Consider the following 14060-nt stretch of genomic DNA (forward strand, 5'->3'; position numbering starts at 1 on the left):
CGTCTCCGACCCCGACAAGATGCGCCAGGCCCTCAACGACGGCGCGGAGCTGCTCGTCAGCGACACCAACCGGCTGCGGGCCGAGCGGTGGACGGGCATCCGCGAGAACTTCGGGTATGTCGAGCAGCCAGGCGTCACGCCACTGACCAAGGATCCGAACGACAACCGGCTGGTGCTCTTCCCCGACGCCGGGCACGCGTCCGAGACGATCATGCAGACGTCCCCGCCGGGCTCCGCGGCGCAGGTCGCGAACGTGCGGGCCACCGACTACGGCAACACGTTCTCCTACGGTGTCGCCGACCGGCCGACCCAGGCGATCGACGGCGACATGAAGTCCGCCTGGCGGGTGGGGGCGTTCACCGACCCGACCGGCGCCGCCTGGCAGGTACAGCTCACGAAGGCGACGACCGCCGACCACATCCGGCTCGTGCAGCCGATCAACGGCCCGCGCAACCGGTGGATCACCCGCGTCACGCTGACCTTCGACGGCGGCTCCCCCGTCACCGTCGACCTGCGGGACTCCTCCCGCACCGAGCTGGGCCAGGTCATCGACTTCCCGTCCCGGACCTTCACCAACCTGCGGGTGCACGTCGACGCCACGAACTACGGCGAGCAGCGCACCTACGACGGCCTGTCCGGGGTGGGCCTGGCCGAGGTGGAGATCCCGGGCCCGGACGGCAGGCCGCTCACCGCGGACGAGGTGCTGCGCCTGCCCACCGACACCCTCGACGCCGCCGGCGCGGACTCGCTGGAACACCGGCTGAGCCTGCAGATGTCGCGTGACCGCGCCAACCCGGCGGAACCGTTCCGCATGGACCCCGAGTCGACGATCAAGCGCACGTTCAACCTGCCCACGGCGCGCACATTCGCGGTCACCGGCACGGCCCGGATCTCCGCCTACGCGCCGGACCAGCTCATCGACGCGACGCTGGGCCGCGCCGCGGCGGCGCCGATGGCGTCCTCGTCCGGCCGGCTGCCGGGTGACCTCGACGCGCGCGCGTCGAGTGCGTTCGACGGGAACGCCACCACGGCGTGGAGCCCGGGCCTCGGGGAGCAGGTCGGGACCTGGCTGCAGATCGCCGCGCCGACGCCGGTCACGTTCTCCACGATGAACCTGACGGTCGTGGCCGACGGGCGGCACTCGGTGCCGACGAAGATCGGCATTGTGGTCGACGGGCGCCGGGTCGGTGCCGTGACCGTCCCGCCGATCAACGACACCAAGGTGACCTCCCAGACCCGGGACGCCACCCAGACCGTGAGCCTGAGCTTCCCGGCTGTCACCGGTAACACCATCCGGTTCGTCGTCGACGACGTCCGCACGGTCACCAGCACGGACACGATCAGCGGCGCGATCACCAACCTGCCGGTGGGTATCGCGGAGCTGTCCGTCCCGGGGCTTGACGGCACCGCCGGCGGGACCGGCCGCAACGAGGCGGCCACCACGGCACCCGGCGCCGCCGGCTCCACGGGGGCCACCGCCACCGCCGCGGGCGACACGATCAACGCGGTCCCGGCGAGCACCGCCGGCTCGGACGGCGCCGGGTTCGTCGCCGCCGGCGCGCAGGACATTCCCGCGCCGTGTCGCACCGATCTGCTGACCATCGACGGCGCACCGATCGGGGTCCAGGTCACCGGCACGATCAAGGACGCCAGCGGCCGCGACGGCCTCTCGCTGCGCGCCTGCGGGACGCCGGTGGCTCTCAGCGCCGGCGACCACGTGATACGCACCGCGAACGGTGCCGTGACCGGCATCGACATCGACCGGCTGCTGCTCGCCTCCGAGGCCGGCGGTGGCGCATGGCTCGACGCCACGGGCGACAGCACGGACGCCGCCGCGATCACCACCGGCGGAACCCCGACGACCGCAACCGCGACCACCGCGACCACCGGTATGGGCAGCGGCGGCGGCGCGTCCCTGCCCACGCTGAAGGTCAAGGCGACCAGCGACACGTCGTTCCAGGTGGACGTCACCGGGGCGACACCGGGCAAGCCGTTCTGGCTGGTGCTGGGCGAGAGCCAGTCCCCCGGCTGGACGGCGAAGGCCGACGGCCAGGACCTCGGCAAGCCCCGGCTGGTGGACGCCTACGCCAACGGCTGGCGGGTCGACCCGACGAGCGGCAGCTTCAGCGTCGCCATCGACTGGGCGCCGCAGCACGTGGTCGGCCTCGCGCTGAAGCTTTCGGTCGTCACCGGGGTGCTGAGCCTCGCGGTGCTGATCGCCGGCACCTACCGGCGCCGCCGCGGGCGGACCTGGCGCGACCTGGGCCTGCCCGCGGTACCGGGCGCGGCGAACCTGCCAGGCTCGGGCCGACCCGGTCCGGGCGCCGCCCACCTGGCCGAGCTGCCGACCGCCGAACCGTGGCGGGGCGCGGTACCGGTCGTCTCCGGGCGGTCGACCGTGATTCTGGCGCTGGTGCTCGGCGCGGCGAGCGTGGTGCTGGTCAATCCGCTGGTCGGTCTGATCGTCGCGCTGTGCACGGCCGCCGCGGCACGGGTGCCCCGAGCCCGGATCGTGCTGCGTCTGGCGCCCGTGGTGTGCCTGGCGGTCAGCGCGCTCTACGTGCTGCAGGCACAGGGCCGTTTCGACCTCCCGTCGAACGGGTCCTGGGTGGCCGCGTTCCACAAGGTCGCCGCGATCTCCTGGCTCGCCGTCCTGTTGCTGGCCGCCGAGACGGTCATCACCCTCGCGGCGCGACGCCGCCAGCGACCGGCAGCGTCCGCCCCCGCGGACACAAGTCCGGCACGGTAGGCCGAATCTCCGACTCAAAGGTTGCGGAGAGTAACTTTCGGTTACCCTCCGTATAGCATCGCTGCGTCATCTGCTACGAGCGGCTCCTGGTCGACGAGTGCGACCGACCACGGGTCCTGACGAAGGGATGAGGCGCGGGGGTGCCACAAGAAACCACTTCGGATCGGGGGATTTCGCCTGAGGAGGCAACCGACTCCGGCGAAAACAGCCCGACGCACGGTCGGCACGGTCGGCATCGACGATCCGCGACCTGGCGGATCCGGCCGGCCAGGCCACACGGCGCGGGCAAGCAGAGCGTGGGCAGGCACAGCGGGGGGGAGCACAGCTTCGCGAGTGAAAACATCCACGCCGGCGGTCGACACGGTGCCGGCGGTCAACACGGCGCGCACGCCATGGCTGGTCGGCGACGGCGGCGGTCGAGGCGGCGCACTGCGCTGCTGCGCCTCGCGGTCCTCGTGCCGGTCCTGCTGGCGGGCACGACCATCGCCGACCTCGGCGCGCAGGCGGTGCCGGTGCCCAGCGTCGTCATCGAGGACAACGCCGTCGGCTCCGGGGTCTCCCAGATCAGCTATTTCGGCGACTGGACGGCCTGCGCGGGCTGCTCGCCGAGCACACCCAACGGGCGTTACACCCGTACGACCGACGCCTACAGCGGCGCGATACTCCGTTTCTCCGGCACGCAGGTCGACATCTACGGCGTGCTCGCGCCCAACGGAGGCATCGCGACCATCAGCGTCGACGGCGGGACGCCGACCGCGGTCAACACCTACTCCGCCACGCCCTCGGTGGCCCGCATCTACCAGTCCGCCCTCCTCAATCCCGGCATCCACACCGCGGTACTGGTGAACGTCGGCTGGCGCGAACCGGCGTCGGGGGGAATTCAGATCACGTTCGACCGGGCACAGGTCTTCGTCGAGCAAAGCGGCGGGAACCCCGGCAACCGGTCCGGTCAGCCGTGGTTCTCCGGGGCGAACGGCGATCCCATCCAGAACGCGGCAAACGTCGACGCCTTCTGCGACCGCCGGGGAAGCCCCTGCGACCTCGCCCATGTGTTCGTCAGCCGGAACAACTGGCAGAACATCGTCCAGCCGTCCTGGACCCAGGCCAACTTCGCCAACTGGCCGGGCCGTCTCGTCATCTCGGTACCTCCCTTCCCCGAGAACTCGGGGAGCACACTCACGGCCTGTGCCGCGGGCGCCTATGACGGCTACTGGCGCACCTTCGGACAGACTCTCAACACCACCGGAAGGCAGAACTCGATCATCCGGATCGCCTGGGAGGCGAACGGCGACTGGTACCAGTGGTCCGGAACCAACCCGTCGGCCTACATCGGCTGCTGGCGGCACATCGCCGACTCGATCAACGCGACGTCCGATCCGGATCCGCTGCTCGACTGGACCATCAACGCGCACTACTCGCAGAACCCACCCAGCCACAACCCGCTCGACCTCTACCCCGGTGACAACTGGGTGGACATCATCGGAATCGACGCCTACGACCACTACCCGCCGTCACGGACCCAGGCGGAGTTCAACAACCAGGCCAACGCCATCGGTGGAGTCACCTGGCTGTACAACTTCGCCCGCGCCCACAACAAGCTCTTCGGCATCGGGGAGTGGGGAGTGGTGAGCGGGCGCGACGAGAACGGCGCCGGGGACAACCCCAACTACATCCGGTTCATGCGTGACTGGATGGAGCAGCGCGCCGGGCAGGGCCTGTACTACGAGAACTACTACAGCACCTGCGAGCCACCGAACGTCGGCTCGAACCTGTATCGCCCCACTGATGATCACTGCCTGTTCATCAACAACGCCGCCGCACTGCTCTACACCGATCTGTGGAGCAGCCCCTAGCGGGAGGCCCTCGGAGCGGCGCGTCGCTCGCGGGAACGTGGGGGACCCGCGAGCGACGTCGCCTTCCGTCGGACGTCGCCTCCCGTCAGACGTCGCCTCCCGTCAGGGGACGATCGGACCCGGAGGAGCCACCAGCAGCTCGACCAGCCGGTCCAGCTCCGCCGGGGGATCGTCGGTGAAGCCGGTGTGGACCGGTGAGGTCTGCACCACCGTGCTGCGGGGAGCGGTCAACCACCTGAACCGCTCCCCGCCGGAAAGCCGCGCGGCGGGGCCGGCGTCCGGGCCGCCCGCACAGACCTTCCGCAACGCCGTGAGGTGCGCGGCCACCGCGTCGAGATCCACAAACGGATCGAGGCAGACCAGGCGTGCTCGATCGACCAGGCACCGCGACCCGAGATAGTTCGCCGCCTGGCACCACAGCAGCACCCCGACGTTGACACACTCGCCCCGGTCCACCCGGGGCATCACCCGGACCATCGCGTACTCGAAAAGGTCAGGCACCCAGGCCTCCGCGCAGCCAGTCGGGACGTCCGCCGCGGGTGCCCGCCGAGCGGTCCGGGACGGTCGACGGGGCCGGGACCAGCAGCTCCGCGAGCCAGGGGCGGCGCCCGGAGACCCGGGCGAGCAACCAGTCGACGTAGGCCGAGCCCGGGGCGTCCGCCCACTCTCCCGGCACCAGGCCGACGGCATCGGCGAGCAGGCCGGCGGTGACCGCGGGCGCGAGCTGGGCATCCGCGGCCGAGAGCAGCTCCGGCGCGTCCGCGCCGAGCACCGGAAGCAGGACGTGGTCGGTGAAGCCGGGCGCGGCGCGGTCCACCGCCGCCTCGATGCCAGCCCAGTCATGGTGCGGATACAGCGCGGCTCCATGGTCGATCAGCCACAGGCGGCCGCCCCACACCAGCAGGTTCGGATTCCGCCACGACCTGTCGACGTTCAGGGTGAACGCGTCGAGCCAGATCACGCGGGCGGCGAGCGACGGCTCGACGGCGAACGCGAGCGGGTCGTAGGTGATCGACCCGGGCAGGTAGTCCATGCCGAGGTTGCTGCCGGGGCTCGCTCGGAGCAGTTCCTGGACCTCCTGGTCCGGCTCGGTGCGGCCCAGATCCGGATCGACGTCGATGACCACGAGCTCGGGTACCGCGAAGCCGAGGCGGCGGGCGAGCTCACCGACGACGACCTCCGCCACCAGCGACTTCGGGCCCTGGCCCGCGCCGGTGAACTTGACCACCCAGGTGCCGAGGTCGTCGCCCTCCATCAGCCCGGGAAGGCTGCCTCCCTCCCGCAGCGGTGTGGCATAGCGAACGGCGCGAACATGACGGAGCACATCCCCCAGCATGCCCGCCGGCCACGGGACCGGACGGAGCGGGGCACGGACACGAGCGCGGAACGAACACGGAGACGGAGACGGAGACGGAGCCGGCGCCGGCTGGGCTGGGCTGGGCTGGGCTGGCGACGCTACCGCGGGCCGGCGGCCGCCGGAAATGTGAGCGGGAGCGGAAGGGCCGCGGACGTCGACACCCACGCGAGGAAACCCGAACCGGGCACGACCACCTGCCGGAAGGCGGTGAGGTCGAGGCCTTCCGCGCCGTCGTCGCCGACCACGTCGTCGAACAGCTCGGCGGAGATGATGAGCGCGAAATCAGCGTGCGGATTTTCCGCGAGCTCGCGCTCGACGATGTCGGCGTCACGCAGGCCGCAGGCCTTCTCGACCGCGCGCCCGCCGTACCCTCGCTCGTCACATCGGGTGATTCCCTGGTGCAGCGCCACCCGAAGCCGCGTTCGTGCCACGGCACCCGCATTCATCCGGCCGACCGTGAGCCGCAGCCCACGGACGAGATCGCCGACGACCCGCACCTCGTCGATTCCGGGCGGAAAAACCGCGAACTCATCGCCTTCGGGCCGGGCAATCCAGTGTGCGCACTGGACATCGGCGGCAAGGCAGGCCTCGTCGAGAATCCCTCCCAGCGACCTGTCCGCGGCGACGGCAATGCACAGGCGCCGGATGCCGGGAACCACTTCGTTCACGCTCAGCCTCCGATGGCGACGTTCCAGCGGAATTTACCGTTCATCTACGGAACACCGAATCACCGGTGGCACGCCGAACACATCCTCATGTGACGGGTTTGCGCCCACAGTGTCGACCGGACAACGCAGTGGCCTCACATCGCGTAGCGGCCGCGGGTTCACGGGTCCCGGGTGATTCCGGCTGCCTGGTAGAGCGCGTCCATGTCACGGATCACGATCGCCCGGTAACGGGTGTCCACGATGCCCTGCTGGCGCAGCTCGCGCAGCACCTTGTGCACGGTGGGCTCCGCGGCTCCGACCAGCGCGGCGAGCTCCGGCTGGGTGAGCGCGATCTGCACCCGGCGGCCCGTGCCGTCCGGCGCGCCGGCGCCGTAGGAACGCTCCAGCTCGCAGACGACCCGGGCCAGCCGCATCGCGACCGTGCACCCGCTGAACTCGACCCGCCGCCGGGTCGAGTTGCGCAGCTTGGCGCTCACCGACTGCAGCACGGGTCTGTTCGCATCCGGGTGCGCCCGCAGAAAGGCCAGGAAGGCCTCCAACGACACGACCTTCGCGAGGACGGCTCCGGCCGCGGTGACCGTCGCGGAACGGGGCTCCCCGTCCAGCCCGGCCTGCTCACCGACGAGGTCACCGCCGTGCCGGATGGCCAGCAGCGCGAAGCCACCGTTCTCGGTGGTCGCGGTGACCTTGACCCAGCCGCTGAGCAGGAGGACGACGAAGCTGGTGGCGTCACCCTCCCGCAGCAGAACCTCGTCGCTGGCGAACTCCCGGTAACTGCCGAGCGCGACGAACTCCGCACGGGTCGGCTCGGCCAACATGCCGAGCAGGCTGTTCGCCGGCCAGTCCATACGACGCGGACGCTGGCGGTCCGGCCCAGCCGGGCCCACCACCGGAACCATCACCCGCTCCTTCACCTCACCGATCGCACTCCGGGCAGCCGCCCACCGTAACGGTTGATATCACCACGTCCGCGCCCGGGGGTGAAGGTTTGGGTGCAGCAAGCCACGATCACACCCGCGCCGGCCCGAATCCGGCCCGCGGCTCGGCCGGATCAGGCGTGGTGCGGCCGGATCAGACGCGGTGCGGCCGGATCAGACGCGGTGCGGCATCAGCGCGTTCTCCGGGATGACGCCGAGCCGTCCCGCCTGGTAGTCCTCGACCGCCTGCTGGAGCTCGGCCCGCGTGTTCATCACGAACGGCCCGTACATCTCCACCCGCTCCCGGATCGGCCGGCCGCCGAGCAGCAGTACCTCCAGGTTCGGGGTGTCGCCGTCCTGGCGCGGGCCCGCCGCGAGGCTGATGCGGTCCCCCGCGCCGAGCACCGCCGTCTGACCGAGCTGCACGGGGGTGTCCTTGGCGCCGACGGTGCCCTCCCCCGCCAGCACGTAGACCAGTGCGTTGTACTCCGGGTTCCACGGGACGCTGACGCGCGCTCCCGGGCTGACGGTCGTGTGCACCACGGCGATCGGCGTGTGCGTCGATCCGGGGCCACGGAAACCACCCACGTCACCGGCGATGATCCGGACCAGGCTCCCGCCGTCCGGCGAGGCGACCAGCGAGACCTGCTCGCCTTCGATGCTCTGGTAGCGGGGCGGGCTGAACTTGTCCTTGGCCGGCAGGTTGACCCACAGCTGCACACCGTGGAAAAGACCACCGCTGACGACGAGCGCCTCGGGCGGCGTCTCGATGTGCAGGATGCCCGACCCCGCCGTCATCCACTGGGTCGCGCCGTCGGTGATCAGACCACCGCCGCCGTGGGAGTCCTGGTGTTGGAAGGTGCCGTCGATCATGTAGGTGACGGTCTCGAAACCGCGGTGCGGGTGCCAGGGGGTGCCCTTGGGCTCACCGGCGGCGTAGTCGACCTCGCCCATCTGGTCAGCGTGGACGAACGGGTCACGGTCGGCGAGGCTCACCCCGGCGAACATCCGGCGGACCGGGAAGCCCTCCCCCTCGAAACCGGTCGGGGCGGTCACGACCTTCTTGACGGGCCGCTCGACATCGCCGAGCCCCGGCGCGGACAGCCTCGGCAGGGTGAGGGTGTCGGCGGTGACGGCTGGCATGGTGACCTCCAGGGATCGTGCTGATCATCTCGTCGGGTTCCGCTAGGTCCCGCGGGGAGCCCGTCCGAGCCGGCATGGCCGGTTCCACCGGGGCCCCCACAGTTGCTGACGCAACCACGTGGCCTGTAACCGGCCGGGGCCCCGGCGCCTTCCCGCGGCGTTGCCGGCCGGCGGATGCCGATCCCTCCGGCCAGGGCCGACGATCTCGCCGAACGCGGCGCGAACGCCACGGGAACAGGACCCGACCACGGTTCGCTCAGAGCGATCGGACTCGGGAACAACCAGCGACTCCAATAGCTTGAGTGGTTCGTACTCAAGGTTCGTGGGTCATGAACGCTCCAATCGAGGGATGAAGGTCGTATGTCACAGACCAGGCTCCTGCCGCTGCTGCCACTGGACGACACTGTGCTCCTGCCCGGCATGGTGGTTCCGCTCGACCTGTCGGACGCCCGGACCCGCGCCGTCGTGGACGCGGCCCGGGCCGGCCGACCCGGCTTCGTGCCGGAGCCGCGCGCGCCCGGCATCAGCAGCCGCTCCGATCAGCGCCGGCCCGAGCTCCTGCTGGTCCCGCGGGTGGACGGGGTCCGCGCCGACGTCGGCGTGGTGGCCGTCGTCGAACAGATCGGGCGGCTGCCGAACGGTGAGGCGGCCGCGGTCGTCCGGGCCAGCTCCCGCGCCCAGCTGACGGCTGACAGCGGCAGCGTCGCCGGCAGCGGTGACGTCGCCATCGACGGCGACGGCAGCGGCGTCGAGGTCATCTGGGTCGAGGCGACGATCCTCGAGTCGGCCGTGCCCGCCGGCTTCACCGGCACCCTGAGCGCCCCGCTGCGCAGCGGGCATGACGACGCCGACGGTGCCGTCGCCCGCCTCGTCGAGCTCGCGCTCGAATACCGCACGCTGGTCACCGGCCTGCTGCGCACCCGGGGCATCGACCAGGTCGCCGACACCGTGGCGGCACTGGAGAACCCGAGCACCCTCGCCGACACCGCCGGCTACTCGTCCTACCTGTCGACGGAGCGGAAGCTGGAGCTGCTGCGCACCCTGGACGTCACCGCCCGGCTGGCGAAGCTCATCCCGTGGACGCGGGAGCACGCCGCCGAGGTGGACGTCGCCGAGACCATCCGGCGGGACGTCCAGGAGGGGGTGGACCGTCAGCAGCGCGAGTTCCTGCTGCGGCGCCAGCTCGACGCCGTGCGCAAGGAGCTCGCCGAGCTGGACGGAACCTCCGAGTCCGCCGACAGGGACAAGGAGGACTACCGGGCCCGGGTCGAGGCCGCCGAGCTGCCGGAGAAGGTCCGCGCGGCGGCGTTGAAGGAGGTCGACAAGCTGGAGCGGACGTCCGAGCAGTCCCCCGAGGGCGGCTGGATCCGCACCTGGCTCGACACCGTCCTGGAGCTGCCCTGGAACGAGCACGCCGAGGACACCTACGACATCACCGCGGCGCGTGCCGTGCTCGACGCCGACCACGCGGGCCTGGCGGACGTCAAGGACCGGATCGTGGAGTACCTGGCGGTCCGCCGTCGCCGGGCCGACGCGGGGCTCGGTGTCGTCGGCGGGCGGCGCAGCGGGGCGGTGCTCGCCCTGGCCGGTCCGCCCGGGGTCGGCAAGACGTCGCTGGGTGAGTCGGTGGCCCGCGCGATGGGCCGCAGGTTCGCCCGGGTGGCGCTCGGCGGCGTCCGAGACGAGGCGGAGATCCGCGGTCACCGGCGCACCTACGTGGGCGCGCAGCCGGGGCGGATCGTGCGGGCGATCCGCGACGCCGGCTCGATGAACCCGGTGATCCTGCTCGACGAGGTCGACAAGGTCGGCTCCGACTACCGCGGCGACCCCACGGCGGCGTTGCTGGAGGTGCTCGATCCGGCGCAGAACCACACCTTCCGCGACCACTACCTGGAGGTCGAGCTCGACCTGTCGGACGTGCTGTTCCTGGCGACCGCGAACGTGCTGGAGGCGATCCCCGCGCCGCTGCTCGACCGGATGGAACTGATCCTGCTCGACGGCTACACCGAGGAGGAGAAGGTCACCATCGCCCGCGACCACCTGCTGCCCCGGCAGATCGAGCGGGCCGGGCTCACCCCGGCGGACGTCACCGTCGACGACGACGCCCTGCGGCAGCTGGCCGGCGAGTACACCCGCGAGGCGGGCGTGCGGGACCTGGAGCGGGCGACCGCGCGGGTGCTGCGCAAGGTGGTCGCCAAGGTCGCGCTGGGCGAGACAACGCTGCCGGTCACCGTCGGCGTCGGTGATCTCACCGGCTACCTGGGCCGTCCGCGGCACACTCCGGAGTCCGCGGAGCGCACCGCGCTGCCCGGGGTGGCGACCGGTCTCGCGGTCACCGGCGCCGGCGGGGACGTCCTGTTCGTCGAGGCGTCCCTGGCCGACCCGGAGACGGGTGCGAGCGGTCTGACGCTCACCGGCCAGCTCGGCGACGTCATGAAGGAGTCGGCGCAGATCGCGCTGTCCTACCTGCGCTCGAGGGGGGTGGAGCTGGAGCTGCCGGTCGGGGACCTGCGTGACCGCGGGATCCACCTGCACGTCCCGGCCGGTGCGGTGCCCAAGGACGGCCCGAGTGCCGGTGTCACCATGACCACCGCGCTCGCGTCGCTGCTGTCCGGGCGGCCGGTGCGCGCGGACGTCGCCATGACCGGCGAGGTCTCGCTCACCGGGCGGGTGCTGCCCATTGGTGGGGTGAAGCAGAAGCTGCTCGCCGCGCACCGGGCCGGCATCACCACCGTGCTGCTGCCCGCCCGCAACGGGCCCGACCTGGACGACGTCCCGGCCGCCGTGCGGGAGGCGCTCACGGTGCACCTGGTCGCGGACGTCCGCGAGGTGCTGGAGCTCGCGCTGGAACCGGCCTTCGAGGCCGAGCGCTCCAGGACCGCCCTGGCCGCCTGAATCGGCGCCCCCGCAGGGGGTTCGGCCGCCGCGGCACCTGAACAGGCCCCCCCGCAGGGGGTCTGGAAGGTGCCGCGGCGCCGGTTGGGCCAGGTCACGCAGAGCAGCTGGTGAACACCGGTGTCACGTTGTCTGTCGGTGTCCAGCAGCAACAACGGCACGCCGCAGGAACCGGTGGGGCGCAACGCCCGACATCAGCGACACGCCGGGCGTTCGGTTAACACCTTGTGACGCCACCCACGAAACGGCGCTCGGGCAGCTACCTTCGGGGTGTGGATCGTGGCCGGTGTCTTCGGCAGGAGCGCGTCGCACAGGAGCGCATCCTGGCAGTGAGTCGACTACGGGGCCGTCAGCGCCCGCGGGACAATCGCGGGCCGGGGCGCACCCCGACCCGTCCACCGGGTCGGCGACCACGCTGATCTGGCGGCGGGCCGATCGGGCCCGGGCAGTGATCGGGCCCGAGTGCGGGTGGTACGGGCCGGCGGGCTAGAGTTGGCGTCTCTACGCAGGCCGTGACGAAGGGTGCGCCCACGTGGACGCCTTTCGGCGAGGCTGGCTTGGTTTGGCGTTGTTCCTCTCCGCCCTCGTCCTGATGCCCGTGCTGGTCGTGCAGTTCCAGCACGACGCGTCCAGGGCATCCGAGGCCGCCGATGACCTTGCCGCACAGCAGACAACTCCGGCCAGCTCGCAGCCGGCCCAAACCGGGATGATCATGGCTCCGACGAGCGCGCCGCCGGGCACTCTCACGCGGTTCGAGGGAGTGGCCGAAGGCACGATCATTCAAGGCTTCCAGCGGATCACGCTCAGCACCACAGGCCAGGTCGGCGGGATCAGGTACACCCTGACCGGGCCGGGCGACTACTCCTACACCCTCGACGCGCAGACCGCTCCCTACCTGTTCAACCCGCATCCGGGCGGCTGGCTCACCAGCGACGTCGACGACGGCCTCTACACGCTCAGGGCCGCCGCCACGAACCCGGGGATCGCGCCCGCCACCATCCGCTTCCGGATCCAAAACGCCGCCGCCACGCCAAGGCACCAGCCGACCTGACCGGCAGACCTGGCCGACACGGACCTGGCCGGCCGTGCCTGCCGGGATGCGCCGGACCGGCTCTCCCCTGGCAACGGCACCGCCGCGCGGCGAGTATGGACAGCCCGGCCAGGCCAGAACCGGGTGGCACCCGGTCACCGCGCGGTGTGCGCACAGTGTCATGGTGTGGCCAGGCTCGCCCGCGATGCGCCGACGGCCCGACTGCCGGCTGCCCGGCACCGCGCAGGTGCGGCACTCGCCTGCGCGGCGCAGGCAGGCTGGGGCGTAGAGGTAAGTGGAGGGGCGTACGTGACGACAGCGACGGAATTCCCTAATGTGAACGGGATGGATCGTCTGGTTTGGATCGACTGCGAGATGACCGGCCTCGACGCCGGTTCCGACCTGCTACTCGAAGTTGCCTGCCTGGTAACCGACAGCGAGCTGAACGTCCTGGATGAGGGCATCGACCTCGTCCTCGGCGCGCCGGACGCAGCGCTCGACCAGATGCTCCCCGTAGTCAAGGAGATGCACGAGGCCTCCGGGCTCACGACCGCGGTACGAGCCTCCGAGCTCAAGGTCGACGAGGCCGAGAAGCAGCTCCTCGCCTACATCCGTCGCTTCGTGCCGGACTCACGCAAGGCGCCGCTGTGCGGCAACTCGATCGCGACCGATCGCACCTTCATCGCACGCTATCTCCCCCAGCTGGACGAGTTCCTCCACTACCGCATGATCGACGTCTCCTCGATCAAGGAGCTCGCGCGGCGCTGGTACCCGCGGGCCTACTACGCGGCCCCGGTGAAGGCCGGTGGTCACCGCGCGCTCGCCGACATCCAGGAGAGCATCGAGGAGCTGCGGTACTACCGGGAGATCCTTTTCGTGCCCCAGCCCGGCCCGACGACCGAGGCGGCCCGCGCCGCAGCCGCCGCGATCCGCGCCTCCTGACCTTCCGGCGGCGCCGGAGGTCAGGTGGCACGAACGCAGCAACGCCGCAACGCCGCCCAACCGATCAACGCCGATCGGCATTTTTTCACCGTCGAACGCACCCCGGGCGTCACGGTGGCGCGTTCAACCGGTACGATGGCTCAGCCCGGTTGCGGCCGGGCCCGGTTGATACCGGCATGGTGGGTGTAGCTCAGTTGGCAGAGCACCGGGTTGTGGTCCCGGGTGTCGCGGGTTCAAATCCCGTCACTCACCCCAAAGCGGCGGCCGTTCTGCCTGGCCTTATGGGCTGGGTAGAACCGGTTGGTCAGCGAGAAGTTCGCCAGCCGCGCCGAGCAGAGGTCTACAAGAAGCTCGTCGAGGATGGCCGCCCACCCCGTCCGATGGCCGGTCTCCAGCACTCCGATTTCTACAGCCGGGTGCGGAAGTCCTCCGTCGCCAGGCCGGCCTCCCGTCGGGACTGCGCATCCACGCCCTGCGCCATACCCACGCGGCGTGGCTCATCTCCG

General features: G+C 71.2%; 9 protein-coding genes, 1 tRNA gene and 1 pseudogene. 6 read left to right on the top strand and 5 right to left on the bottom strand.

Translation table 11 applies throughout. The features are described 5' to 3' along the window. Both FREUN1FDRAFT_RS34465 and FREUN1FDRAFT_RS34470 read left to right on the top strand, forming a co-directional pair. Positions 1-2749 (top strand): annotated as a pseudogene (locus tag FREUN1FDRAFT_RS34465) (DUF3367 domain-containing protein); the annotation flags it as partial. Between the two features lie 392 nt (positions 2750-3141). After that, the gene (locus tag FREUN1FDRAFT_RS34470; RefSeq protein WP_006545001.1) at positions 3142-4602 is read left to right on the top strand and encodes a glycoside hydrolase family 26 protein; all 1461 of its coding nucleotides are present in this window, start codon (positions 3142-3144) and stop codon (positions 4600-4602) included. A 102-nt stretch (positions 4603-4704) separates the two neighbouring features. Here the strand turns inward: FREUN1FDRAFT_RS34470 and FREUN1FDRAFT_RS34475 are convergent, their stop codons facing one another. The 5 genes from FREUN1FDRAFT_RS34475 to FREUN1FDRAFT_RS34495 form a co-directional block, all read right to left on the bottom strand. Beyond that, on the bottom strand, positions 4705-5103 hold the full coding sequence (locus FREUN1FDRAFT_RS34475) for a DUF3037 domain-containing protein (protein WP_006545002.1): 399 nt from the start codon (positions 5101-5103) through the stop codon (positions 4705-4707). Then, positions 5096-5938 carry a HipA family kinase gene (locus tag FREUN1FDRAFT_RS34480; protein WP_006545003.1) on the bottom strand — a complete coding sequence of 281 codons (843 nt, stop codon included), beginning with the start codon at positions 5936-5938 and terminating at the stop codon, positions 5096-5098. The genes FREUN1FDRAFT_RS34475 and FREUN1FDRAFT_RS34480 overlap by 8 nt, the downstream gene beginning before the upstream one ends. A 119-nt stretch (positions 5939-6057) precedes the next feature. Continuing rightward, complete coding sequence (locus FREUN1FDRAFT_RS34485; protein WP_006545004.1) at positions 6058-6627, bottom strand: hypothetical protein; 570 nt, start codon at positions 6625-6627, stop codon at positions 6058-6060. A 158-nt stretch (positions 6628-6785) separates the two neighbouring features. Continuing rightward, complete coding sequence (locus FREUN1FDRAFT_RS34490) at positions 6786-7526, bottom strand: Crp/Fnr family transcriptional regulator (RefSeq protein WP_006545005.1); 741 nt, start codon at positions 7524-7526, stop codon at positions 6786-6788. A gap of 192 nt (positions 7527-7718) precedes the next feature. Next, positions 7719-8687, bottom strand: a complete 969-nt coding sequence (locus FREUN1FDRAFT_RS34495) for a pirin family protein (protein ID WP_006545006.1) — start codon at positions 8685-8687, stop codon at positions 7719-7721. 360 nt (positions 8688-9047) lie between these two features. On the opposite strand from FREUN1FDRAFT_RS34495, the gene lon reads away from it, so the two are divergent. The 4 genes from lon to FREUN1FDRAFT_RS34515 all read left to right on the top strand — a co-directional run bounded on the left by lon (position 9048) and on the right by FREUN1FDRAFT_RS34515 (position 13809). Beyond that, positions 9048-11582 (top strand): endopeptidase La, encoded by a 2535-nt coding sequence (gene lon / locus FREUN1FDRAFT_RS34500; RefSeq protein WP_006545007.1) that lies wholly within the window; start codon positions 9048-9050, stop codon positions 11580-11582. Positions 11583-12114: 532 nt separating this feature from the next. Further along, a complete protein-coding gene (locus FREUN1FDRAFT_RS34505) occupies positions 12115-12633 on the top strand; it encodes a hypothetical protein (protein WP_035956636.1) in 519 nt (172 codons plus the stop codon). A gap of 324 nt (positions 12634-12957) precedes the next feature. Next, positions 12958-13554 (top strand): oligoribonuclease, encoded by a 597-nt coding sequence (gene orn / locus FREUN1FDRAFT_RS34510; protein WP_193209729.1) that lies wholly within the window; start codon positions 12958-12960, stop codon positions 13552-13554. A gap of 179 nt (positions 13555-13733) precedes the next feature. After that, a tRNA-His gene (locus tag FREUN1FDRAFT_RS34515) sits at positions 13734-13809 on the top strand. Positions 13810-14060 lie beyond the last annotated feature (251 nt).

It is taken from the genome of Parafrankia sp. EUN1f (genome assembly GCF_000177675.1).
Taxonomy (GTDB): domain Bacteria; phylum Actinomycetota; class Actinomycetes; order Frankiales; family Frankiaceae; genus Parafrankia.

Excerpts from the sequence above, each read along its gene's own strand:
- FREUN1FDRAFT_RS34470 (WP_006545001.1), top strand. The coding sequence starts at position 3,142 with ATGGCTGGTCGGCGACGGCGGCGGTCGAGGCGGCGCACTGCGCTGCTG.
- FREUN1FDRAFT_RS34480 (WP_006545003.1), bottom strand. The coding sequence starts at position 5,938 with ATGCTGGGGGATGTGCTCCGTCATGTTCGCGCCGTTCGCTATGCCACA.
- FREUN1FDRAFT_RS34490 (WP_006545005.1), bottom strand. The coding sequence starts at position 7,526 with ATGGTTCCGGTGGTGGGCCCGGCTGGGCCGGACCGCCAGCGTCCGCGT.
- FREUN1FDRAFT_RS34495 (WP_006545006.1), bottom strand. The coding sequence starts at position 8,687 with ATGCCAGCCGTCACCGCCGACACCCTCACCCTGCCGAGGCTGTCCGCG.
- lon (WP_006545007.1), top strand. The coding sequence starts at position 9,048 with ATGTCACAGACCAGGCTCCTGCCGCTGCTGCCACTGGACGACACTGTG.
- orn (WP_193209729.1), top strand. The coding sequence starts at position 12,958 with ATGGATCGTCTGGTTTGGATCGACTGCGAGATGACCGGCCTCGACGCC.